This window comes from Streptomyces saintjeani (assembly GCF_055409605.1).
Genome location: NZ_CP189624.1, coordinates 3,620,783 through 3,643,129 on the forward strand (window position 1 = coordinate 3,620,783; position 22,347 = coordinate 3,643,129).

15 protein-coding genes and 1 other RNA gene are annotated in these 22,347 nt (G+C 71.4%); 7 read left to right on the forward strand and 9 right to left on the reverse strand.

The window, feature by feature from the left end; translation table 11 throughout:
• The 5 genes from ssrA to ftsE all read right to left on the reverse strand — a co-directional run bounded on the left by ssrA (position 1) and on the right by ftsE (position 3,961).
• Positions 1-388, reverse strand: a transfer-messenger RNA (tmRNA) gene (ssrA, locus tag ACQCO7_RS16305).
• Between the two features lie 103 nt (positions 389-491).
• Positions 492-1,034, reverse strand: coding sequence for an SsrA-binding protein SmpB (gene smpB / locus ACQCO7_RS16310; protein WP_409117983.1), 543 nt, complete (start codon positions 1,032-1,034; stop codon positions 492-494).
• Positions 1,035-1,096: 62 nt separating this feature from the next.
• Complete coding sequence (locus ACQCO7_RS16315) at positions 1,097-2,251, reverse strand: S41 family peptidase (protein WP_464072517.1); 1,155 nt, start codon at positions 2,249-2,251, stop codon at positions 1,097-1,099.
• A 67-nt stretch (positions 2,252-2,318) separates the two neighbouring features.
• Complete coding sequence (ftsX, locus tag ACQCO7_RS16320) at positions 2,319-3,236, reverse strand: permease-like cell division protein FtsX (protein ID WP_050369684.1); 918 nt, start codon at positions 3,234-3,236, stop codon at positions 2,319-2,321.
• A gap of 35 nt (positions 3,237-3,271) precedes the next feature.
• Positions 3,272-3,961 (reverse strand): cell division ATP-binding protein FtsE, encoded by a 690-nt coding sequence (ftsE, locus tag ACQCO7_RS16325; RefSeq protein ID WP_055723621.1) that lies wholly within the window; start codon positions 3,959-3,961, stop codon positions 3,272-3,274.
• A 246-nt stretch (positions 3,962-4,207) separates the two neighbouring features.
• Here ftsE and ACQCO7_RS16330 point away from each other — a divergent pair, with 246 nt between their 5' ends.
• Positions 4,208-4,399, forward strand: a complete 192-nt coding sequence (locus ACQCO7_RS16330; protein ID WP_409117980.1) for a hypothetical protein — start codon at positions 4,208-4,210, stop codon at positions 4,397-4,399.
• A 90-nt stretch (positions 4,400-4,489) separates the two neighbouring features.
• Here ACQCO7_RS16330 and ACQCO7_RS16335 read toward each other — a convergent pair whose 3' ends face one another.
• From ACQCO7_RS16335 to ACQCO7_RS16350, 4 genes are all read right to left on the reverse strand, one after another.
• A complete protein-coding gene (locus ACQCO7_RS16335; protein WP_464072518.1) occupies positions 4,490-5,410 on the reverse strand; it encodes a hypothetical protein in 921 nt (306 codons plus the stop codon).
• Between the two features lie 303 nt (positions 5,411-5,713).
• Positions 5,714-6,820, reverse strand: coding sequence for a peptide chain release factor 2 (gene prfB / locus ACQCO7_RS16340; protein ID WP_409117978.1), 1,107 nt, complete (start codon positions 6,818-6,820; stop codon positions 5,714-5,716).
• A 58-nt stretch (positions 6,821-6,878) separates the two neighbouring features.
• On the reverse strand, positions 6,879-8,108 hold the full coding sequence (locus ACQCO7_RS16345; RefSeq protein WP_464072519.1) for a serine/threonine-protein kinase: 1,230 nt from the start codon (positions 8,106-8,108) through the stop codon (positions 6,879-6,881).
• Between the two features lie 112 nt (positions 8,109-8,220).
• Complete coding sequence (locus ACQCO7_RS16350) at positions 8,221-9,921, reverse strand: serine/threonine-protein kinase (protein ID WP_464072520.1); 1,701 nt, start codon at positions 9,919-9,921, stop codon at positions 8,221-8,223.
• Positions 9,922-10,344: 423 nt separating this feature from the next.
• On the opposite strand from ACQCO7_RS16350, the gene ACQCO7_RS16355 reads away from it, so the two are divergent.
• The 6 genes from ACQCO7_RS16355 to ACQCO7_RS16380 all read left to right on the forward strand — a co-directional run bounded on the left by ACQCO7_RS16355 (position 10,345) and on the right by ACQCO7_RS16380 (position 22,347).
• Positions 10,345-13,992 (forward strand): FHA domain-containing protein, encoded by a 3,648-nt coding sequence (locus tag ACQCO7_RS16355; RefSeq protein WP_464077216.1) that lies wholly within the window; start codon positions 10,345-10,347, stop codon positions 13,990-13,992.
• Between the two features lie 166 nt (positions 13,993-14,158).
• Entirely contained in the window at positions 14,159-15,520 is a 1,362-nt protein-coding gene (locus tag ACQCO7_RS16360; RefSeq protein ID WP_464072521.1) for an ABC transporter substrate-binding protein, read from the forward strand.
• A gap of 40 nt (positions 15,521-15,560) precedes the next feature.
• Complete coding sequence (locus ACQCO7_RS16365; RefSeq protein WP_464072522.1) at positions 15,561-16,841, forward strand: carbohydrate ABC transporter permease; 1,281 nt, start codon at positions 15,561-15,563, stop codon at positions 16,839-16,841.
• Positions 16,838-17,680, forward strand: a complete 843-nt coding sequence (locus tag ACQCO7_RS16370; protein WP_464072523.1) for a carbohydrate ABC transporter permease — start codon at positions 16,838-16,840, stop codon at positions 17,678-17,680. Before ACQCO7_RS16365 ends, ACQCO7_RS16370 begins: the two co-directional genes overlap by 4 nt.
• Positions 17,681-17,865: 185 nt before the next feature.
• Entirely contained in the window at positions 17,866-20,109 is a 2,244-nt protein-coding gene (locus ACQCO7_RS16375; protein ID WP_464072524.1) for a bifunctional glycosyltransferase/CDP-glycerol:glycerophosphate glycerophosphotransferase, read from the forward strand.
• An 81-nt stretch (positions 20,110-20,190) separates the two neighbouring features.
• Complete coding sequence (locus tag ACQCO7_RS16380; protein ID WP_464072525.1) at positions 20,191-22,347, forward strand: bifunctional glycosyltransferase/CDP-glycerol:glycerophosphate glycerophosphotransferase; 2,157 nt, start codon at positions 20,191-20,193, stop codon at positions 22,345-22,347.

Genomic DNA, 22,347 nt, shown 5'->3' on the forward strand with positions numbered 1-22,347 from the left:
ATGTGGAGATGGCGGGAATCGAACCCGCGTCCAACGGTGCGGAATCAGGACTTCTCCGTGTGCAGTTCGCTGTGATTTTCTCGGCCCCGGTGATCACGCGAACAAGTCGCCGACGGGCCCAGTCACTGTTTGATTTCCCGTCGAACCCCGTGACCGGGTTCGACGGTTTAGTCCCCTAGATTATGCCAGGGTCCGGGTCGGGAACACTCCCGGGCTGACACCCGTTAAGGGCCTTCGCTCACTGCTTATTAGGCAGCGAGGGCGAAGGCGCGGGAATCGCTCTTGTTAGTGGCGATTATTTTTTGCGACATATGGTTAACGAGATCATTGCCGCTTCCTCGACACGCTTCTCCTGCTTCGACAACCGCTGTCGAAACCGATCATCCCCATGTTGATTTTTCAAACCCCCGAGGGGGTGCTCGCCGACCGGAGTCGGCGTTGATGCCATCGTACGTGACCGACGCGCACGGATGCCACCGTATTCCCGCTCGTCAGCCTTCCCGCTGGCGCCGCTTCGCCGCCGCGATCGCGCGGTCGGTGTCGCGCCGGTCCTGCTTCTCGCGCAGGGTCTGCCGCTTGTCGTACTCCTTCTTGCCGCGCGCGAGCGCGATCTCGGCCTTCGCGCGGCCGTCCCTGAAGTACAGGGCGAGCGGCACGATCGTGTGGCCGGTCTCCTCCGCCTTGGCCGCGAGCTTGTCGATCTCCTCGCGGTGCAGGAGCAGCTTGCGCTTGCGGCGCGCGGAGTGGTTGGTCCAGCTGCCCTGGTGGTACTCCGGGATGTGCGCGTTGTGCAGCCACGCCTCGCCCCGGTCGATCTGCACGAACCCGTCGGCCAGCGAGGTGCGCCCCTCGCGCAGCGACTTGACCTCGGTCCCCATGAGGACGAGCCCCGCCTCGAAGGTGTCGACGATCGCGTAGTCGTGCCGGGCCTTCTTGTTCTGCGCGACGATCTTCTTCTTCCCCCCCTTCTCGCCGTCCCGCGCCTTGCCGCCCCCGCCGCCCTGCTTGGGCTGGGACTCCTTCGGTACGTACATTCCCTTGCTCATAGTCCCGCCATTTTCGCACCCGCCGGGCCCCGAAGGGAAAGCCGTTTCCCCTACCGCGTCCGCCCCGACCCGCTCAGCACCCGCTCCGCCCGCTCCAGCACCCCCGCCTCCACCTCCAGGTCCGGTGTGATCCCCACCCCGTCCACCGCGTGCCCGGACGGCGTCCGGTAGTGCCCCACCGTCAGCTCCGCGACCGACCCGTCCGGCAGCCGCGTCGGCATCTGGACCGAGCCCTTCCCGAACGTACGGCTGCCGACGACGACCGCGCGCCCCCGGTCCTGGAGCGCCCCGGTCAGCAGCTCGGCCGCGCTCATCGTGCCGCCGTCGACGAGTACGACCAGGGGTCTGGTGGTGTCGCCCCCCGCGTCCGCGTGCAGGGCGTGCTCGGTGCCGTCCGTGTCGTACGTCGCGACCAGGCCGCCGTCCAGGAAGACCGAGGCGACGCCGACCGCCTCGGTGACCAGCCCGCCCGAGTTCCCCCGCAGATCCAGCACCACGCCTCCCGACGCCTCCCGCACGGCGGCCCGTACCGCCTCGCCCACTCCCTTGGTGAACGCGGAGACTCGAACAAGAGTTCCTCCACCGGCGATCTTCTGCACGGTCACCGGTTCGGTGGAGAGCGTCGCGCGCCGGACCGTCTCGCCCCACGCGCGCGCGCCGCGCGACAGCCCCAGCCGTACGGCCGTACCCGCGGGCGCGTCGGTCGCGTCGCCGCGCAGCAGGGACAGGACGTCGGTGACCGGCAGCCCCTCCACGGCGCGTCCGTCGACGCTCGTGAGGCGGTCGCCCGCGCGGATGCCGGCCGCCTGCGCGGGCGAGCCGCCGCTGACCTTGCTGACGGCGATCCTGCCGTCGGACTCGCGGCGCGCCCACAGCCCGACGCCGGTGTACTCGCCGTCGAGGGACTGCTCGAACTCCTCGTACTCACCCTCCGAGTAGACGGCCGCCCAGCGGTCCCCGCTGCGGCTCACCGCGCGCTCGGCGGCCTCCGTGGGGGACTTGCCCTCGGCCATCGCGTCGGCCGCCGCCCGCGCCACCTGCCCGCGCGCGTCGGGGCCGACCGACCGGGCCACCCCCGCCTCCTCGCCCCCCTGGGGCAGCGATCCCGTCGCGGCCCCCGCCACCAGCACGCTCGCGAACACCAAGGTCAGGGCGGCCCCGCGGCCGAAGCGGCGGGGCTGCGAGAACAGGTCGGGGCCTGACATGGCCGTGAGTCTAGGGGAAGCGAAAGGGCCGTACGGGCAGTTGTCCGTACGGCCCTCTTGGCATGTGTCACACCTTCAGGTACTTGCGCAACGCGAAGAAGGCGGCAAGGGCGGGCATCAGCAGGCTCGCCGCGAGGATCAGCGGAAGCTTGGTCAACAGGGCGTCCCAGCCGATGAAGTTGATGAGGCTGAGCTTCTGCGACAGGGCCATCCCGTGGTCGATCGTGAAGTACCGGCCGAGCGTCAGACCGACGCACGCGAGCACCCCGCCGATGAACCCGGCGACCGCCGCCTCCGCGATGAACGGCGCCTGGATGTAGAACCCGGAGGCGCCGACGAGCCGCATGATCCCCGTCTCACGCCGACGACTGAACGCCGACACCCGTACCGTGTTGACGATCAGCATCAGTGCCACGACGAGCATCAACGCCATCACGCCGAGGGCCGCGCGGTTCAACAGGTTGAGCAGTTCGAAGAGGTTGTCCAGAATCCCCTTCTGGTCCTGTACGGACTGCACGCCGTCGCGCCCGTTGAACGCCGTCGCGATGACCTGGTACTTCTCCGGGTCCTTCAGCTTGATCCGGTACGACTCCTGCATCTGGTCCGGCGTGAGGGACGCGGCCAGCGGCGAGTCGCCGAACTGCTCCTTGTAGTGCTTGTACGCCTCGTCCTGCGATTCGTACGTCACCGTCTGGACGACCGACATCTTCTCCAGGTCGGTCTTGATCTGCTGCTTCTGGTCCGTGGTCACCGCGCCCTTGGCGCAGTTGGGGTCGGACTCGGCGTCGCTCTTGTTGCAGAGGAAGATCGAGACGTTGACCTTGTCGTACCAGTAGCCCTTCATCGTGCTGACCTGGTCGCTCATCAGCAGCGAGCCGCCGAAGAGACCCAGCGAGAGGGCCACGGAGACGATGACCGCGAAGGTCATCGTCAGGTTGCGGCGGAGACCGACACCGATCTCCGAGAGGACGAACTGGGCGCGCATGGCGCTTCAAGCCTTTCCGTGGGACCTGGGGACGGTCAGTGCTGGTAGCCGTAGACGCCGCGGGCCTGGTCGCGGACGAGGCGGCCCTTCTCCAGCTCGATGACGCGCTTGCGCATCTGGTCGACGATGTTCTGGTCGTGCGTCGCCATGATGACCGTCGTACCCGTCCGGTTGATGCGGTCGAGCAGTTTCATGATGCCGACGGAGGTCTGCGGGTCGAGGTTGCCGGTCGGCTCGTCCGCGATCAGCAGCTTGGGGCGGTTGACGAACGCGCGCGCGATGGCGACGCGCTGCTGCTCACCGCCGGACAGCTCGCCGGGACGCCGGTCCTCCTTGCCGCCGAGCCCGACCAGGTCGAGGACCTGGGGCACCGACTTGCGGATCTCGCCCTTCGACTTGCCGATGACCTCCTGCGCGAAGGCGACGTTCTCGGCGACCGTCTTGTTCGGCAGCAGCCGGAAGTCCTGGAAGACCGTCCCGAGCTGGCGGCGCATCTGCGGCACCTTCCAGTTGGACAGCCGGGCGAGGTCCTTGCCGAGGACGTGCACCTGGCCGTGGCTGCATCGCTCCTCGCGCAGGATCAGCCGCAGGAAGGTCGACTTGCCGGAGCCGGAGGAGCCGACGAGGAAGACGAACTCGCCCTTCTCCACCTCCAGGGACACCTCCCTGAGAGCGGGGTGGGTCTGCTTGGGGTAGACCTTGGAGACGTTGTCGAATCGGATCACGGTGCACCACGGGTCGCCGGGGGTAGATGAGCGTGACCATACGCGAAGCGGGTGAGGCGGCGCAGGCGGCCGTCACTGTTGGGTGTGGCTTGTGTGTATTTGCGCGCGGGCGGGGAAGGGGCGCCCGCCCTCGTCCTGGGCGATCCGGCGCGGGTCCCGGGGGAACCTGGCACAGTAGAAGGCGGGAACGTATCCGTTTCCCGGAGCGTTGTGGAGAGCAGAACCGGTGCGAAGGAGGGCGAGCGCATGACGTACGACCGGCTGGTGTGCGCTAACTGCGCGGCGCCCGTGAGCGAGGGCCGGTGCCCGGTGTGCCGGGCGAACCGCGAGCGGCTTCAGCAGGAGAACTGGCTGGGCTCGCTGAGCCCCGCGGCCCTGATCGCCGCGCTCGTCGTCCTCGTCGCGGCGGTGGCCCTGCTGGCCCACCAGACCGCCTAGCGGGCCCCAGGACACAACAGGACGCGGAAGAGGCCCGGAGCATCGGCTCCGGGCCTCTTTCTTCAGCTACGGGACGTACGGCCGCCCGGTTCAGGCAGCCGCGCCGCCACGGCCCTCGACGAGGCGCGGCAGGACGCGGAAGCCGACACCGCCGACGATCATCGTCGCGGCGCCGATGACCAGGAACGTGGTCTGACCGGCGCCGGTCTCGGCGAGTTCCTCGTTGCCGCCCTGGGCGGTGGCCTCGGAGGAGGACGAGGCGGAGGAGGAGGTGTCGGTCAGCGCGGAGCTGCCCTCTTCCTGGGTGGAGGGGCCGCTGGTGCCGCCGGAGGAGTCGGGAGTCGTACCGCCGGAGGTGGACCCGCTGGTGCCGGTGGAACCGCTCGTACCGGTCGAACCCGAACCGCCCGTGGTGGAGGACCCACCCGTGGAGGACGAGCCACCGGTCGTCGTGGTGGAGCCACCGGTCGACGACGAGCCGCCCGTGGAGGAGGAACCGCCGGTCGAGGACGAGCCGCCCGTGGTGGTCGAGCCGCCCGTCGTGGAGGGGTCGCCCGTCGTGGACGAACCACCGGTCGAGGACGAACCGCCGTTGGAGGACGTGCCGCCGATCGAGATCAGGCCACCGGCCGTGGTGGTGGAGCCACCGGTCGTGGAGGGGTCACCCGTGGTCGAACCACTGGTCGTGGTCGAACCGCCCGTGGACGTGGTCTCACCCGTCGTGCTCGACCCGCCCGTGGACGTCGTCTCACCGGTCGTGCTGGACCCGCCCGTCGAAGTGGTCTCGCCCGTGGTGCTGGAGCCACCCGTGGACGTCGTCTCACCCGTCGTACCGGACGACGTACCGCCGGTCGTCGGGTCCGGGCAGATCACGATCGTGCAGTCGTCGCCCGGCGGCGGCGGGTCGACCGGGTCGGCGGAGGCGATGCCGGCCACCGTCAGGGACGCACCGGCGGCCATGATCGAGCCGGCGGCTATACGCGCGATACGGACGCGCGTCTTCTTGGTCATATGGCTGCTACCCCCAGTAGCTGTTCGTCAGGGAGGGGCAGCGTCGTCGAAGCGGTGATCGACGGGGGACGGAGTCGATCCACGTCCCCCGGTTCACATACGCCTCGCAGACAACGCGTGCCAGCTTGCACCCTCCCGATTTTTCACAGCACCGTCAAGGCCGTTGCGCGCGCAATGTCCACCTGCGCACGCTATGCCGGGTGAAGGAATCTGTGAGTGTGACGTAAAACCCAGACACCACGGCACACGAAAGGCAACCGCCCCCATTCCGGGGACGATTGCCTTGTCGACAAACCTACAGCTCTACTTCTCCTGCTGCTTGCGCCAGCGAACTCCGGCCTCAAGGAACCCGTCGATCTCACCGTTGAACACGGCCTCGGGGTTGCCGACCTCGAACTCGGTGCGCAGATCCTTGACCATCTGGTACGGGTGCAGGACGTACGAACGCATCTGGTTGCCCCAGGAGTTGCCGCCGTCCCCCTTGAGCGCGTCCATCTTGGCCTGCTCCTCCTGCCGGCGCCGCTCAAGGAGCTTCGCCTGGAGGACGTTCATCGCGGTCGCCTTGTTCTGGATCTGCGAGCGCTCGTTCTGGCAGGAGACGACGATGCCGGTGGGGAGGTGGGTGAGCCGCACCGCGGAGTCCGTCGTGTTGACGCCCTGGCCACCGGGCCCGGACGACCGGTAGACGTCGACCCGCAGCTCGGACTCGTCGATCTCGACGTGGTCGGTCTGCTCGACGACCGGCAGCACCTCGACACCCGCGAACGACGTCTGCCGCCGCCCCTGGTTGTCGAAGGGCGAGATCCGTACGAGCCGGTGCGTGCCCTGCTCGACGGAGAGCTGTCCGTACGCGTACGGCACGTGCACCGCGAACGTCGTCGACTTGATGCCGGCCTCTTCGGCGTACGACGTCTCGATCAGCTCGGTCTTGTAGCCCTTCTGCTCCGCCCACCGCAGGTACATCCGCTGGAGCTTCTCCGCGAAGTCGGCGGCGTCCACGCCACCGGCCTCCGCGCGGATGTTGACGAGCGCCTCGCGGGAGTCGTACTCGCCGCTGAGCAGCGTACGGACCTCCATCTCGGCCAGCGCCTTGCGGACGGCCGTGAGCTCGGACTCGGCCTCCGCGCGGGTGTCCGGATCGTCCTCCTCGTCGGCCATCTCGAAGAGGACGGAGAGGTCGTCGATCCGACCGCGCAGGGTGTCCGCCTTCCTGACCTCGGCCTGGAGGTGGGACAGCTTGCTGGTGATCTTCTGCGCCTCGTCCGGGTTGTCCCACAGGGACGGCGCCGCCGCCTGCTCCTCGAGCACGGCGATGTCTGCCCTCAGTTTGTCGAGGTCCAGGACGGCCTCGATCGACTCCATGGTCGAGGAGAGGGACTTCAGCTCTTCGGATACATCGACGACTGCCACACCCCCAGCCTAACGGCAACGACTGACAACGCCGCCGCTGCCGCCGTACGGAGGGGGGTCAGGGCGAGGAGGGCGACGAGTTTCCCGTCTCCCGCGCGGGCGCCTCGCCGTCCGACGTCGCGAACCAGGCGCCCACGCCCACAGCTGCGGCGACGGCGACTCCGGTGACGCTGATGAGCACCCTGCGCCTGCGCGTGGAGGCACGGTTGCGGGCGGAGCCGGGCCGGGGTGCGCCGGAGGCGCGCGGGACGCGGGCGGTGCCGTGCGCGCCCCCCGCCAGCTCGTCGGCGGCCGGCACCCTCATCGACGTATGCGTGTCCCGGTTGGAGTCCGGCTTGGCGCCCGGCACGAGCGGCACCGCGCCACGGCGTACGGCGCGGCCGGAGGCGGCGGTGTCGGGCTCGGGCTCGTCGGCGGTCTCGTCGGCCTCCGTCCCGGGCTCGTCGACGTCCAGCGGCGGCATCCCCGCGAGGGACGGCAGCAGCTCGCGCAGGCGCGCGGCGAGTTCGGACGCGCGCAGGCGCGAGGCGGGCGCCTTGGCGAGGCACTGGACGAGAAGCTGCCACAGTTCGTCGGGGATGCCCGGCAGGGGCGCGACGGACTCGGTGACGTGCCGCCGCAGGACGGCCCCGGGGTGGCCGCCGCCGAACGGCGTGAACCCGGCGAGCAGTTCGTAGAGGACCGTCGCGAGCGCGTAGATGTCGACCGACGCGCGCGGGGGGAGCCCTTCGACTATCTCGGGGGCCAGGTAGTCGGGTGTTCCGATGATCTTCGTGGCCCTGGTGCGCTTCGGCGTGTCGATCAGCTTCGCGACGCCGAAGTCCGTCAGGAGCGCCTGGTGGGACCCGCCGGGCCCGAGGGGCCCCTGCATGTCCAGGAGGACGTTCTCGGGCTTCACGTCGCGGTGTACGACCCCTGCGGCGTGCGCGGCGGCGAGCCCCTCGGCGACGTCCGCGACGATCGCGACGGCCGCCTCGGGCGCGAGCCGCCGGTCGCGGTCCAGGCGCGTACGCAGGTCCGTGCCCCGGACGAGGTCCATGACGAGCGCGAGGTCGTTGCCGTCGACCACCAGGTCCCGTACGGAGACCACGTTCGGGTGGGAGAGCCCGAGCAGCGCCGTGCGCTCCTGGACGAACCGCCCGACCAGTTCCTCGTCCGAGGAGAGGTCCTCGCGCAGGAGCTTGATCGCGACGGGCCCTTCGGGGCCCTCGCCGAGCCACACCGTGCCGGCGCTGCCCCGCCCCAGGATCTGGTGGGCGGTGTACCGGCTGCCGATCTTCCGTGCCAAGACTGCTCCTACCGACGCGTGTTGCGGCTAAACGTACGCGTCCGAAGGGCCGACCTTCACAGCGGAGGCGGAAATCACCCGCCGGATATCGACAAATCCCCAAACTCGCCGATCAGTTGCCCAGCCTGCCGAACCACTCGCTGACCGAGTCGAACCAGTCGGTGAGCTGCTCCCAGTAACCCTTGCCGCTCCCGATCCAGTCCTGGAGGGGCGAGAACTCCCAGATCAGCCAGCTCGCGACGAACAGGATGAGGATCGTGAACAGGCAGCCCTTGAGGCAGCCGAGCCCGGGAACGCGCATCGGGTTGGCGCTGCGCCGGCGCGGCTCCCGGGGTTCGCGCTCGCGCGGTTCGGGGGCGGGCCGCTGGGGCTGACGGCGCTCCGGCGCGGGCGCGGGGGCGTACCGCTGCGGCTGGGGTGGCGGCTGCGGGGGCGCGTACTGCTGTTGCTGGGGCGGCTGTTGCTGGTAGCCATACGCCTGCGCGGACGGGCCGCGCTGCTGACGGCCTTGCGGGGGGCCCTGGGGAGGCCCCTGCGGGGGTTGCTGGGGCTGGTGCTGGGGGTGCGCGACCTGTCGCTGGGGGCGGCGGCGCAGCGGGTCCTCACCGGGGTCCAGGTACTGGACCTGCGTCTGCTCGTTGCGGTCGCGCGCGGCGCGCATCTGGTTCTGCCAGGGGTGCGGCTCCTGCTGGCCGGGGCCCTGCTGTCCCGGGGGGACCGGCGGGAGGACGGCGGTGGGGTCCGCCGCGCCCGCGTGCGGGAGGACGGCGGTGGGGTCGGCGGCGCCCGTGTGCGGGAGCACGCTGGTGGCCGCGTTGGGGTCGTACGCGCCCGCGGGTGCGCTGTGCGGCAGCACCTGGGTCGGGTCGGCGGAGCCGTCGGCGCCCGGGACGGCCGCGGGGGCCGGGTCGGGGGTGAGGATGTGGCCGACGCCCTCGGCGGCGGCGATCTGCATCGAGTTCGCGTGCACGCCGGTGCCCTCGGCGACGATGCGGAGCGCACGCGCGAGGGACTGCGCCCCGGGGCGTTCGGCGGGGTTCTTGCGCAGGCAGCGCTCGATGACCGTCCACAGGGGTTCCGGGACGGTGGAGGGGCGGCGCGGTTCGGCGCTCAGATGCTGGTGGAGGACTTCGAGGGCGGATCCCCCGGCGAACGGCGGGCGGCCGGTGACCAGTTCGTACATCAGGATGCCGGCGCCGTAGATGTCCACCGCGGACGTCTGCGGGCGGCCCTCGGCGGACTCCGGCGCGACGTACGCGGGCGTGCCGACGAACTCGCTGGTGCGGGTGAGGCCCGGGGAGTCGGCGAGGCGGGCGATGCCGAAGTCGGTCAGCAGGGGGTGCATCTGGCCGTCGTACTGGCGCAGCAGGACGTTGGCGGGCTTGAGGTCGCGGTGGACCACGCCGTCCGCGTGGCTCGCCGCGAGCGCGTCGGCCACCTGCGCGGTCAGCAGGGCGGCGGCGACGGGGCTGAAGGGGCCGTTCTCGCGCAGGTAGCGGTGCAGGTCGGGGCCCTCGACGAGGTCCATGACCAGGGCCAGGAGGTCGCCCTCGACGACCAGGTCGCGGACCCGGACGATGTTCGGGTGGGTCAGGCGCAGCAGCACCGAGCGCTCGCGCAGGAACCGCATCACGATGTCCGGGTCGCTCGCCAGCTCCTCCTTGAGGACCTTGATGGCGACGGTCTCGCCGGGCTGTCCGGCGACGGCTGCCTCGGCACCCGCGGTCTCGCGCTGGCGGGCACGCCAGACGGTGCCCGTGGCGCCGCGTCCGAGCGGCTCCTCAAGCAAGTACTTGCTGCCGACTGGCCGCACGTCACGCGCTCCCTGGTGATTGCCGATGTGCCTGCATATGTTCCGACCACTGTAGTGCTGAGACCCGGTGACGGGGCTGTCGTCCGGCTATGGGTACGGGCGTCCTCCCGCGCGCGTTCGAGGGCCTGTCAACATCCTGACGCCGAATGACCGGGTAAGACCGGGAAGTCCTCCGGCTTCACCGGAAAGACGCGTTCCGCGGTCCGATGGTTGCCGGGCCCGAAACGTGACGGATCTCAAGTGATCATCGACGGACCGTCCGTCCGGCACTTTTGCGGGCAGAGCCGACCAATCAAGATCACTCGGCGGTCGGGGGCGGGCACGTTGTCAGTGACAGGTGCGAGGATGCCCCCAGTACTGGCCGACGCGCTCGTGCGGGGCGGGGGAAGCCCGCGCCCGGGGCAGAAGGGACCGCTGACGGCGATGCAGATCCGGCTGACCGTCGTAGACCCGCAGGCCCCGGTCTCCGAGGCCCGGGGCCGGACCGCGAGCAGCGACGTGCTGGTGACGGCACCGGCGGGCACGGCCCTGGCCGCGGTCGCCTCCGCGCTGGCGTCGGCCGTGACCGGCGAGGCCCCCGGAAGCGGGGCGGTCGTCCTGTACGCGGGCGAGCAGCGGCTGGACGCGACGCGTGCGACGCTCGGCGAGCCGCCCCTCACCGACGGCGCCGTCCTCTCCCTGGCCGTCCCGGCCGCTCCCGAGGCGCACCCCGAGATCGACGCCGCACCCGCGCGCCTGCACGTGGTCGCGGGGCCCGACGCGGGCGGGGTGCATCTCCTGCACGGCGGGCAGATCCGCGTCGGCCGCTCCACCGAGGCGGACGTCCCGCTCGACGACCCGGACGTCTCCCGCGTCCACTGCGCGGTCACCCTCTCCCCCGACGGCCTCGTCACCGTCACCGACCTCGGCTCCACCAACGGCACCACCCTCGACGGCACGCGCGTCACCGACCGCGCCGTCCACTTCCCGCCGGGCGCGCTCCTGCGCATCGGCGAGTCCGCCCTCCGGCTGGCTCCGCCCGGGGAGGCGGCGTCGCGGATGCCGACGACGCCGGACGGCGAGGGGCATGTGCGGGTCGCGCACGCGCGCGTGGAGGGCGAGCGCGGGACGGGGCACGCGTACGGGGATGTCGATCCGGCGTGGGGGTCCTCGCGCGCGGGGGCGGGGTCCCACGGAACGCCGGGCGGCGCTGAGGGTTCGGGAGGGGCCTCGCGCGCGGGGGCTTCGGTTCCGGGCCAAGGGGGTGCGCCGGGGATCGAGAGGCGTGCCGGGGGTGAGGGTCACGCGGGCGCCGAGAGGCGTCCGGCGGCCGAGGGACGGCGCGCCGAGTTCGACGGCACGCTGCCCAAGGGTGCACGGCCCGTCCTCAGGCCCGCCTCCGGCTCCTCCACCGAGACCCACGGCGGCCGTTCCGGCATCGGCTCCCCCACGACGTCCCCGGACGAAGCGGGGAACACGCGCGCGGGCGACGGTGTCCACGGCGCTCCCGAGGACGTCCCGCAGAGCGGCCGGCGGCGCGGTGGCCTCTCCGCGTGGGCGCGGCGGCTGACCGGGAACCGGAACACGCCGGGGGCGCAGGAGGAGGACGACGCCGAGGACCGTACGTCCGAGCGGGCGCCGTCGGTCGTCGCTCCGCCCGGCCCCGAGATCTGGCCCGACCCCGCCGCCCTGCTGCTGACGGCGCTGGGTCCCGGCCCGCGCCTGTGGGAGCGCGCCCCGGGGCACTCCGAGTTCCTGACGGTCCGCCTGGCGACCGCCGACCGTACGACGGCCGAGGGGTCCGTCCTGCCCGCCGTACCGGTCACCGCCGGTCTGCGCGAGGCGGGGGCGCTGGGGCTGGCCGGTCCCCGGCCTCGGCTGGCGGGGCTGGCGCGCGCGGTCCTCGCGCAGTTCGCCGCGCTGCACTCGCCGGACACCCTGGAGATCGTCCTCCTCACGACCGACCGCGCCCGCCCGCCGGCCGACCGCGCCGCCGAGTGGTCGTGGCTCGGCTGGCTGCCGCACGTGCGCCCGGCCCACTCCCAGGACTGCCGGCTCCTCCTGGCCCACGACCACGAACAGGCGACGGCCCGCGTGCAGGAGCTGCTGCACCGGCTGGACGAACGCGACGCCTCGCGGGCGGGCGGGCGGTCCGGCACCAGCCCCGCAGCGGGCGGCGCCGACACGCCCGCCGAGCCCGGCATGTCGCTCCCGGCCCAGTCCCGTGGCTCGCACCACGCCCACGCGTCCGCCGACGTCCCCGGGGAAACCGCCCGGTCCCGGCCCTCCTGGGCGCAGGAGGACCGCGCGCCCGTGTTCCCGGGCCCGTACACGGTGGTCGTCGTGGACGGCGACCCCGGCACGCCCGCGCTGCGTGAGGCGCTCGGGCGGCTGGTGCGGCGCGGGCCCGAGGTCGGGGTGCATGTGCTGGTGCTGTCGGAGACGGACCCGGGGTCGCTGACGCTGCCCGTGGCGGGGGCGTACGAGGCCGCGTGCGCGGTCGTGCCGCTGCTGCGGGAGTGCGGGGCGGTCGGGCTGCTCGGCGGGGACGTGGCGACGGTGCTGCGGCTCGTGCGGGTCGCGCCGGGCGGTGGTCCGGTGGGTGAGGGGACCGTGGGCGCGGTGGACGCCGTGTCCGCCGCGTGGGCCGAGCGGTTCGCGCGGGCGCTGGCGCCGCTGCGGCCGGACGCGGCCCCGGGCGAGGGGCACGCGCGCGTGGCGGTGCCCCTGCCGCAGTCCGCGCGCCTCCTGGACGAACTGGGCCTGGCGCGGGCCACCCCGGCCTCGCTGATGGCCCGCTGGGCGGACGCGGCGGACGACACCGACGCGGTCGGCGGGCGCGCGCTGGCCGTCCTCGGCGCGGGCGCGCGCGGGCCGGTCGTCGCCGACCTGGTCGCCGACGGCCCGCACCTGCTGATCGAGGGGCCGGACGGCAGCGGCCGTACGGAGCTGCTGCGGGCGATCGTCGCGTCGCTGGCGGCGGCCGAGCGCCCGGACCGGCTGAGCGTCGTCCTGATGGACGGCCGCGACAGCCTGGGCCGCTCCGGCGAGGGCCTGCGCGTGTGCACGGACCTCCCGCACGTCACGACGCACCTGACCGCCAACGACCCGGTGGTCATGCGGGAGTTCGCGCAGTCCCTGACGGCCGAGCTGAAGCGGCGCGCCGAACTCCTGGGCCGCACGGACTTCACGGACTGGCACACCCACCGCACGCTGTCCGGCCACCTGGTGAACCAGCGCGCGACGAGCCTCCAGGCCCCCGCGCGCCAGGCCGCCGCGCCGGGCCCGGCAGCCCAGCACGCCGCACCCGGCCACACCGTCCCCGCGCAGAGCGCCCCTGCGCACACCGGCGCGGTCCAGGCCGCCGCAGGCCCGGGCACCCCCGCTCCCCGAGGCACCGGCGGCACCCTGACCTCCCAGACCGCCACCCCGCCCCGGGGCACCGCGACGGACCCCGCCCCCGCGTTCACCCCCCACTCCCCCGGCGCCACCGACCTCGAAGCCCCGCCCAGCACCACCCTGCGCCTGCGCCCGAGCGCGGCGAAGTCCCGGCCCGAGGCGGACGCCGCGCCCCCGCTGCCGCGCCTGGTCGTCGTGGTCGACGACCTGGACGCACTGTTCTCGCCCGCCCTCGGCTCTCCCGGCCGCCCCTCGGCGGGGTCGGTCACGCGCGCGCTGGAGGCTGTCGCCCGGGAGGGCGCGCGGCTCGGCGTGCACCTGGTGGCGGCGGCCGGTCCGGGCGGCCGTACGGCGGAGTCGGAGCCCGCGCGCCGGGCGACGCTCAGGATCGTCCTGGAGGCGCCCGGGACGGCCGCTGACGGTCCGTCGGCGGGCCGGGGGCGGCTCGGCACGCCGGACGGCCGTACGGCGCCGTTCCAGGGCGGCAGGGTCACCGGCCGTATCCCGCGCACGGCGACGCTGCGGCCGACCGTCACGCCCCTGGAGTGGCACCGCATGGGTGACCCGCCGGCCCGCCGCCCCGTCCGCGAGTTGGGCAACGGGCCGACGGACCTGGCGCTGCTGGCGAGCGCGCTGGAGCGGGCGGCGAAGGAGGTGTCGGCGGCGGAGGTGCCCTCCCTGCTGGCGACCTGAGAGCACCCTCCGTCATCACGACGCCGTCACAATCACCCGCTTGACACCGTTTGCGCTCTTGCCGACCCCATCCACCCGGCGTAGACCCGTAGGACCAAAGTCCATGAGTCAGCAAACACACGGGACAACGCTCGACGTTCGACGACGAACGAAGAACGGGGCAGTGATGCGCAGCAGAACCGTGAAGACGGCCGCCACGACCTTTCTCGCGGGAGCCCTGACGCTCTCGCTCACCTCCTGCGGCGGCAGCGACGACAAGCCGTCCGGCGACGGCGGCAGCAGCGGGACGGAGACGACGGGCAGCGGTCTCACCCTGCCGAAGCTGGACGGCACCACGCTGGAGGTCGCCGCCGTCTGGTCGGGCGGCGAGCAGGCCAACTTCAAGAAGGTGCTGGCGGAGTTCGAGAAGCGGACCGGGGCGAAGGTGACGTTCGTCCCGGCGCAGGACCCCATCGTCAACTTCCTGGGGTCGAAGATCGCGGGCGGCAAGCCGCCGGACATCGCGCTGCTTCCCCAGCCGGGCGCGATCAAACAGGCGGTCGACAAGGGCTGGGCCAAGCCGGTGACGGGCCTGGCGCTCAAGGAGGTCCAGAAGAACTACTCGCAGGGCTGGCAGAACATCGGCAAGGTCAACGGCAAGCAGTACGGCGTCTATTACAAGGCCGCCAACAAATCGCTGGTCTGGTACAACGCGAAGGTCTTCGAGAACGCGGGCGCGACAGAGCCGAAGACCTGGACCGAACTCCTCGCCACCGCGCAGACGATCTACGACTCAGGGGTCACTCCGTTCTCGGTGCCCGGCGCGGACGGCTGGCCGCTCACCGACTGGTTCGAGAACGTCTACCTCTCGCAGGCGGGTCCGGAGAAGTACGACCAGCTCGCCAAGCACGAGATCAAGTGGACGGACCCGTCCGTGGCAACCGCGCTGAAAACGCTTGCACAAATCTGGGGGAAACAGGACTATCTGGCGGGCGGCGCGAGCGGCTCGCTCCAGCTCCAGTTCCCCAACTCGGTGACGCAGACGTTCACCGGCGGCGACCAGCCGAAGTCGGCGATGGTCTACGAGGGCGACTTCGTGCAGGTCAACATCGGCCAGACGAAGGCGAAGATCGGGACGGACGCGAAGGTGTTCCCGTTCCCGAAGGTCGGCGACACCGCGCCGGTCGTCTCGGGCGGTGATGCGGCGGTGGTCTTCAAGGACTCGCCGGGCGCACAGGCGCTCGCGGCGTTCCTCGCCTCGCCGGACGCGGCAACCATCCATGCGGGGCTGGGGGGTTACCTATCGCCGAACAAGAGCGTGCCGTTCTCGGCGTACCCGAACGACGTGCAGCGGACCATCGCCGAGGCGCTCATCAAGGCGGGGGACGACTTCCGCTTCGACATGTCCGACCAGACGCCGCAGGCGTTCGGCGGGACACCGGGGAAGGGCGAGTGGAAGGACCTCCAGGACTTCCTGATGAAACCGTCCGACGTGGCCGGGGCGCAGGCGAAGCTCGAAGCGAACGCCGCTGCGGCCTACGGGAGTTGACGCGGTGACGGCGCAGCCCGCCCCGTCGCCGGGAAAGAGCGTGACCGGCACCAGGAAAACGGTTGCGGCACTGTTTCTGCTGCCCGCCCTGGTGCTGCTCGGCGCGCTCGTGGTGTACCCGATCGGGTACTCGGTCGTCAGGAGTTTCTACGACCAGTCCGGCGATTCCTTCGCCGGCTTCGACAACTACAAGTCCCTGTTCTCGGACGACGGCATCCGAACCGCCCTGAAGAACAACGTCATCTGGGTGGTCTTCGCGCCGACCCTGACCACGGCGCTCGGTCTGGTCTTCGCGGTGCTGACCGAACGGGTGAGCTGGGGAACGGCGTTCAAGCTGGTCGTCTTCATGCCGATGGCGATCTCGATGCTGGCCGCCGGGATCATCTTCCGGCTGGTGTACGACCAGGACCCGGACAAGGGGGTCGCGAACGCGGTCTGGGTGGGGGTGCACGACACGTTCGCGCAGTCCTCCGCGTTCCCGAAGGCGCACCCCGGCCGGAACTCGCCGCTGACCGCGGACGGGGGCGGGTTCATCACCAAGTCCCCTGTACAGGCGGGCACTCCGGTCGCTCTCCCGCTGGTCGGCGTGGCTCCCGACCAGATGCCGGACGACGCGAAGGCGGCCGTTCTCAAGCCGTCGGCGCGGGGTGAGATCACCGGCACCGCCTGGCAGGACTTCACCCGCGGCAAGGGCGTCGGACGCCTCGGGAAGCCGGACGCCTCGGAGTTGGGGTACGCCGGCATGAAGATCGAGGCGGTGAAGGACGGCGAGGTCGTCGCCTCGGCCAAGGCGGGGGACGACGGCTCGTTCACGCTGCCGGCCTCCGCCGACGGTGCTCGACTCCGGCTCCCCGCAAGCAACTTCAAGGAGGCGTACAACGGACTCGACTGGCTGGGACCGTCGTTGGTGACCCCGGCCATCATCGGCTCGTACATCTGGATGTGGGCCGGGTTCGCGATGGTGCTGATCGCGGCCGGACTCGCCGGTGTGCCACGGGAGTTGCTGGAGGCGGCGCGCGTCGACGGCGCGAACGAGTGGCAGGTGTTCCGGCGGATCACCGTACCGATGCTCGCGCCGGTGCTCGCGGTCGTCACCGTCACGCTGATGATCAACGTGCTGAAGGTGTTCGACCTGGTGTTCATCATCGCGCCGGGCTCCTCGCAGGACGACGCGAACGTCCTCGCGCTGGAGCTGTACCGCAAGGGCTTCTCCGAGGACCAGCCGGGTGTCGCGAGCGCCATCGCGGTGTTCCTGCTGCTGCTCGTCATCCCGGTGATGTGGTTCAACGTACGGCGGCTGCGGCGGGAGGTGCGGCGGTGATCGCGAAACTGGTCGAGAAGGTCAACAGCGGTGCCGTACGCGTCTTCCTGATCGTCGTCGGGCTGTTCTGGCTCGTGCCGACGATCGGGCTGCTGCTGTCGTCGCTGCGGACGCCGGAGGAGATGAGCGCGAGCGGCTGGTGGAAGGTGTTCGCCGAGCCGTCCAAGCTCACCTTCTCCAGCTACCAGAAGCTGCTGGAGAACAGCGACATCACGAACTCGATCCTCAACACCGTGCTGATCACGGTGCCGGCGACCGTGCTGGTCGTCGTCATCGGGGCGCTCGCCGGGTACGCGTTCGCGTGGATGGAGTTCCCGGGGCGGGACTGGTGGTTCCTGGGCGTGGTCGGCCTGTTGGTCGTGCCCGTGCAGGTGGCGCTGATCCCGATCGCCGAACTCTTCGGGAAACTGGGCCTGTTCGGGTCGGTGTTCGGGGTGATCCTGTTCCACACGGGGTTCGGGCTGCCGTTCGCGGTGTTCCTGCTGCGCAACTTCTTCGCGGAGATCCCGCGCGAACTGCTGGAGGCCGCGCGGCTCGACGGCGCGGGTGAACTCCGGTTGTTCGCAAGGGTCGTGCTGCCGCTCGGCGGTCCGGCGATCGCGAGTCTCGGCATCTTCCAGTTCCTGTGGGTGTGGAACGACATGCTGATCGCGCTGGTCTTCACGGACGCCGACAGCCAGCCGATCACGGTCGCGCTCCAGACGCAGGTCAGGCAGTTCGGCAACAACATCGACGTGCTGGCGCCGGGCGCGTTCATCTCGATGGTGATCCCGCTGGTCGTGTTCTTCGCGTTCCAGCGGCAGTTCGTGTCGGGGGTGATGGCGGGGGCGGTGAAGTAGGCGGTGCCGGAAACAGGAGTGCAAACGGTTGCACAACAAACGGTGCAAGCGGTTGCACAACTTCGGGGGACGCGTCGGGCCGTTCGGGTGCGGCGTGTCCCCCAGATGCCGTAACCCTGCGTAACCATCGCACGTCGGGCCGCGTTGCCGGGCAGAACGCCCGCGCCGACCCATGGATGTCCCCGTTGCCCAGGTTCAGTGTCATCGTCCCCGCGTACAAGGTCCAGGCGTATCTCCACGAGTGCCTCGAATCCGTACTGTCCCAGTCGTACCGGGACTTCGAGCTGATCGCCGTGGACGACGGTTCGCCGGACGCCTGCGGCGAGATCATCGAGGAGTTCGCGGCCCGCGACGCCCGGGTGAGCGCGCTGCGGCTGCCGGAGAACACCGGTCTCGGCGCGGCCCGCAACGCCGGGATCGCGCGGGCGTCCGGCGACTACCTGGTCTTCCTCGACGGGGACGACACCCTCACCCCGGACGCGCTGCGGGCGATCGCCGACCGGCTGAAGGAGACGGGCGAGCCGGAGGTCCTGGTCTACGACTACGCGAGCGTCCACTGGAGCGGTGAGCGCGAGCGGGACACGTTCGCCGGGCAGCTCACCGAACTCGGCCCGGCGCCTTTCCGGTTGGCGGACCGGCCGGGCTTGCTGCGGGTCCTGATGGTCGCCTGGAACAAGGCGGTACGCCGCGACTTCGCCGCCCGCGAGGGCCTCGCCTTCCCGCCGGGCTACTACGAGGACACGCCCTGGACCTACCCGGCCCTGCTGGCGGCCGAGTCGATCGCGACGCTGGACCGGGTCTGCGTGCACTACCGCAGGCGCCGGCAGGGCAACATCCTCTCCACGACGAGCCGCAAGCACTTCGACGTCTTCGACCAGTACGACCGTGTCTTCGCGTTCATCGACCAGCGCCCTCAACTAGCGCACTGGCGGCCGGTGTTGTTCCGCCGCATGGTCGACCACCTCTCCACGGTGTTCACCCGGCCGGGCCGCCTCCCCGAGGAGGACCGCGCCGAGTTCCTGCGCAACGCCCGTACGTATTACCGCCGTTACCGCTCCCCGGGCGCCAAGATTCCGCTGCGCTCCCGGATGCGCCACTGCCTGGTCCGCTTCGGCCTGCACCGCACGTACCGCGCCGCCCAGTCGGCGATGGCCCTGCGCGGCCGTACCCGCGCCCTCTCGGCGCGGGCCCGGCGCGCGCTGCGGGCGGCCCTCCTCCAACTCCACTACCGCATCCAGCTGAAGCTCCCGCTGCGGCCCGACTCAGCGGTGTTCTCGGCGTATTGGGGACGCGGCTACGGCTGCAATCCGGGCGCGCTGGAGTCCGCGTTCCGGGTCTTCGCACCGCACGTCCGTACGGCGTGGATCGCCGACTCCGAGTACCAGCACACGATTCCGGCAGGTCCGCGCCGCATCGCCCCCGGCACGGCCGCCCACTGGACGGCGCTCGCGCGCTCCAAGTACCTCGTGAACAACGTCAACTTCGACCGCAGGCTCGTCAAACGGCCCGGCCAGGTCTTCGTGCAGACCCAGCACGGCACCCCGCTCAAGCACATGGGTCTCGACCTCCAGGACCATCCGGCGGCCGGCCGGGACGTGGACTTCGCGGAGCTGCTGCGGGGCGTCGACAAGTGGGACTACGTCGTCTCCGCGAACCGGCACACGACGCTGACGTGGGAGCGGGTCTACCCGGGCGGCTACGAGACGCTGGAGACCGGCTACCCGCGCAACGACCTTCTGCTGCAAGCCACTTCGGACGACGTCTCACGCATCCGCGCCTCGCTCGGCATCCCGCACGACACGGTCGCGATCCTCTATGCCCCCACCCACCGCGACTACCGGCGCTCGCAGCGCGTCTCCCTCGACCTGGAGCGCGTCCTCGCCCGGCTCGGCGAGGGGTTCACGGTCCTCGCGCGCGCCCACTACTGGCAGCCGGACGTCCTGCCGCGCGGGGGCCGGGTCATCGACGTGACCGACCATCCGAGCGTCGAGTCCCTGTGCCTCGCGGCGGACGCGCTCGTCACGGACTACTCGTCGATCATGTTCGACTACGCGGTCCTCGACCGGCCGATCGTCGTCCACGCGGACGACTGGGAGGCGTACGAGGCAGCGCGGGGAACCTACTTCGACCTGCGCGCCTTCCCGCCCGGCGCGGTCGCGCGCAGCGAGGACGAGCTGATCGACATCTTCGCGACCGGCCACTGGCGGGGCTCGCGCTCGGCCGAACTGCGGGCCGCGTTCCGGGAACGCTTCTGCCCGTACGACGACGGCCACGCCGCCGAACGCGTCGTACGGCGCGTGGTGCTGGGCGAGGAGCCCGCCGCGCTGCCGCCGGTCGTTCCGCTGGACCGGCGCACACCGGCGGCCTCGACCCGGTCGGGCATCCCGCGCCCGGCGGGCAGCAACTCCCTCTCTCCTCAGGGACGTTGACCTCTAAGGGTGTTGATCTGAGACGACGTCAGCCGCCTGCCCCGGTCGGCGGCGGCACGACCGCAGCACAGAAGGACCCGCATGCCCCGCTTCAGCGTCATCGTCCCGTCCCACGGCGTCGCGGGCCGGCTCGCCCTCGCGCTGGACTCCGTACTCGCCCAGCGCTTCCGGGACTTCGAGCTGATCCCGGTCTGCGACGGCCCCGACTGCCCAGCGGCTGCCGTGGCCGCCGGGTACGCCGAGCGGGACGCCCGGATCGTCCCGGTGCACTCGCCGCCGTCCGCCGGGCTGGCCGGAGCCCGCAACGCCGGTCTGCTGCGGGCGCGGGGCGTGTACGTCCTTTTCCTCGACGGGGACGACGAGTTGGCGCCGGACGCGCTCTCCGCCGTGGCCGCGCGGCTGAAGGAGACGGGCGAGCTGGACGTCCTGCACGTCGAGCACGAACGGCTGCCCTGGTGGGAGGGCGAGCCGGCCAACCCGGCCGCCAAGCTCCGGGCGCCGAAAGGGGTCTTCGCACCGGCGCGGGCTCCGCACCTCACCGGCGTACAGATGCCGGCGTGGAGTGCTGTGTACCGGCGCGGGTTTCTGAGTGAGCATCAGATCGTTTTCCCCGGCGGCCACTTCACCGATGTCGGGTTCGGTGGGCTGGTGGCTCTGCACGCCGAGCGGGTCGCGGTGTTGCGGAGGGTCGTCGTGCGGCATCTGCTGCGGCGGCAGGGCGGGCGGCTGAATCTGCCGGGTGAGCATCACCTCCACCTCCTCGACCAGGCCGAGCTGGTGCTGTGGCGGGCGGTGCAACTGAGGCTTCCCGCCGAGCGGTTGAGGCCGCTCTTCGGCCAGCTCTTCGCCGCCGTCCTCAAGACCGCCGCGCATCCCGACCGGTTGGCCGGGTGGCAGCGGCGGGCGTTCTTCCGGCGGGCGGGGCGGATGTACCGGCGCTACCGGCCCGCCGGGTTCCGCAGGCCGGGCGGAAGTCTCGGGGTGCAGCATCTGCTGCTGGCGGCGGGCGCGTTCACACTGTTCCGGGCGTTGCGGCGGGGGTACCGCAAGGCGGGGGCGTTCACACTCCCCCGCCGTTCCCCGTCGCCTCTCAAACTCCCGCTGGACCCCAACCTGGCGGTGTACTGCGCCTATTGGGGACGCGGCTACACCTGCAACCCGGCCGCGATCCACGCCAAGGCCCGTCAACTCGCCCCGCACATCAGGTCGGTGTTCCTCGTCGAGCCCGGCCGGGAGCGCACCGTCCCCGAGGGCGTCGAGCACGCGACGCTCGGCGGCCGGCGCGCCACGGAGCTGCTGGCCACCGCCACCTACCTGGTCAACAACGCCAACTTCCCGGCGGCCGTGGTGAAGCGCGAGGGCAGTGTCCACCTCCAGACCCAGCACGGCACCCCCCTGAAGACGATGGGCGTCGACCAGGCGAGGTACCCGGTGGTCGCCTCGGTCACCGGCAGCTACACCACCCTGATGCGCAAGGTGGACCGCTGGGACTTCAACCTCTCCGCCAACAGCCACTCCACCCAGATCTGGGAGCGCGCCTTCCCCGGCACGTACGAGCAGTTGGAGTACGGCTATCCGCGCAACGACGTCTTCTACACGGCGACCGCCAACGAAGTCGCCGCGATCCGGCGCGAGTTGGGTGTCCCGGACGACAAGACGGCCGTTCTGTACGCCCCGACATACCGTGACTACCGCTCCGGGTTCGAAACCGGCCTGGATCTCGCCGAGTTCTGCGCGACGGCCGGTGACGACGTCGTCGTCCTGCTGCGCGCGCACTACTACTACGACCAGGGTCCACGGCTGGAAGCCGGACGGGTCATCGACGTGACCGGGCATCCGTCGGCCGAGGAAGTCTGCCTGGCCGCCGACGTGTTGGTGACGGACTACTCGTCGATCATGTTCGACTACGCCAACCTGGACCGGCCGATCGTGGTGTACGTGCCCGACTGGGAGGTGTACGCCGAGACCAGGGGCGTGTACCTCGACCTGCCGGGGACGCCGCCGGGGCCGGTGGCGCGGACACCGGAGGAGCTGGCGCGGATCTTCGCCGAAAAGGCTTACGGGTCAAGGGAGTCGGCGGGGCTGCGGGCCGCGTTCCGGTCCCGTTTCTGCGAGTTCGACGACGGGATGGCCGCAGAGCGGGTCGTACGGCGGGTGTTGCTCGGGGAGCCGCCGGAGTCGCTGCCGCCGGTGGTCCCGCTGTCCGAACGCACCCCGGCCCCGGCCCTGAGGAGTTGA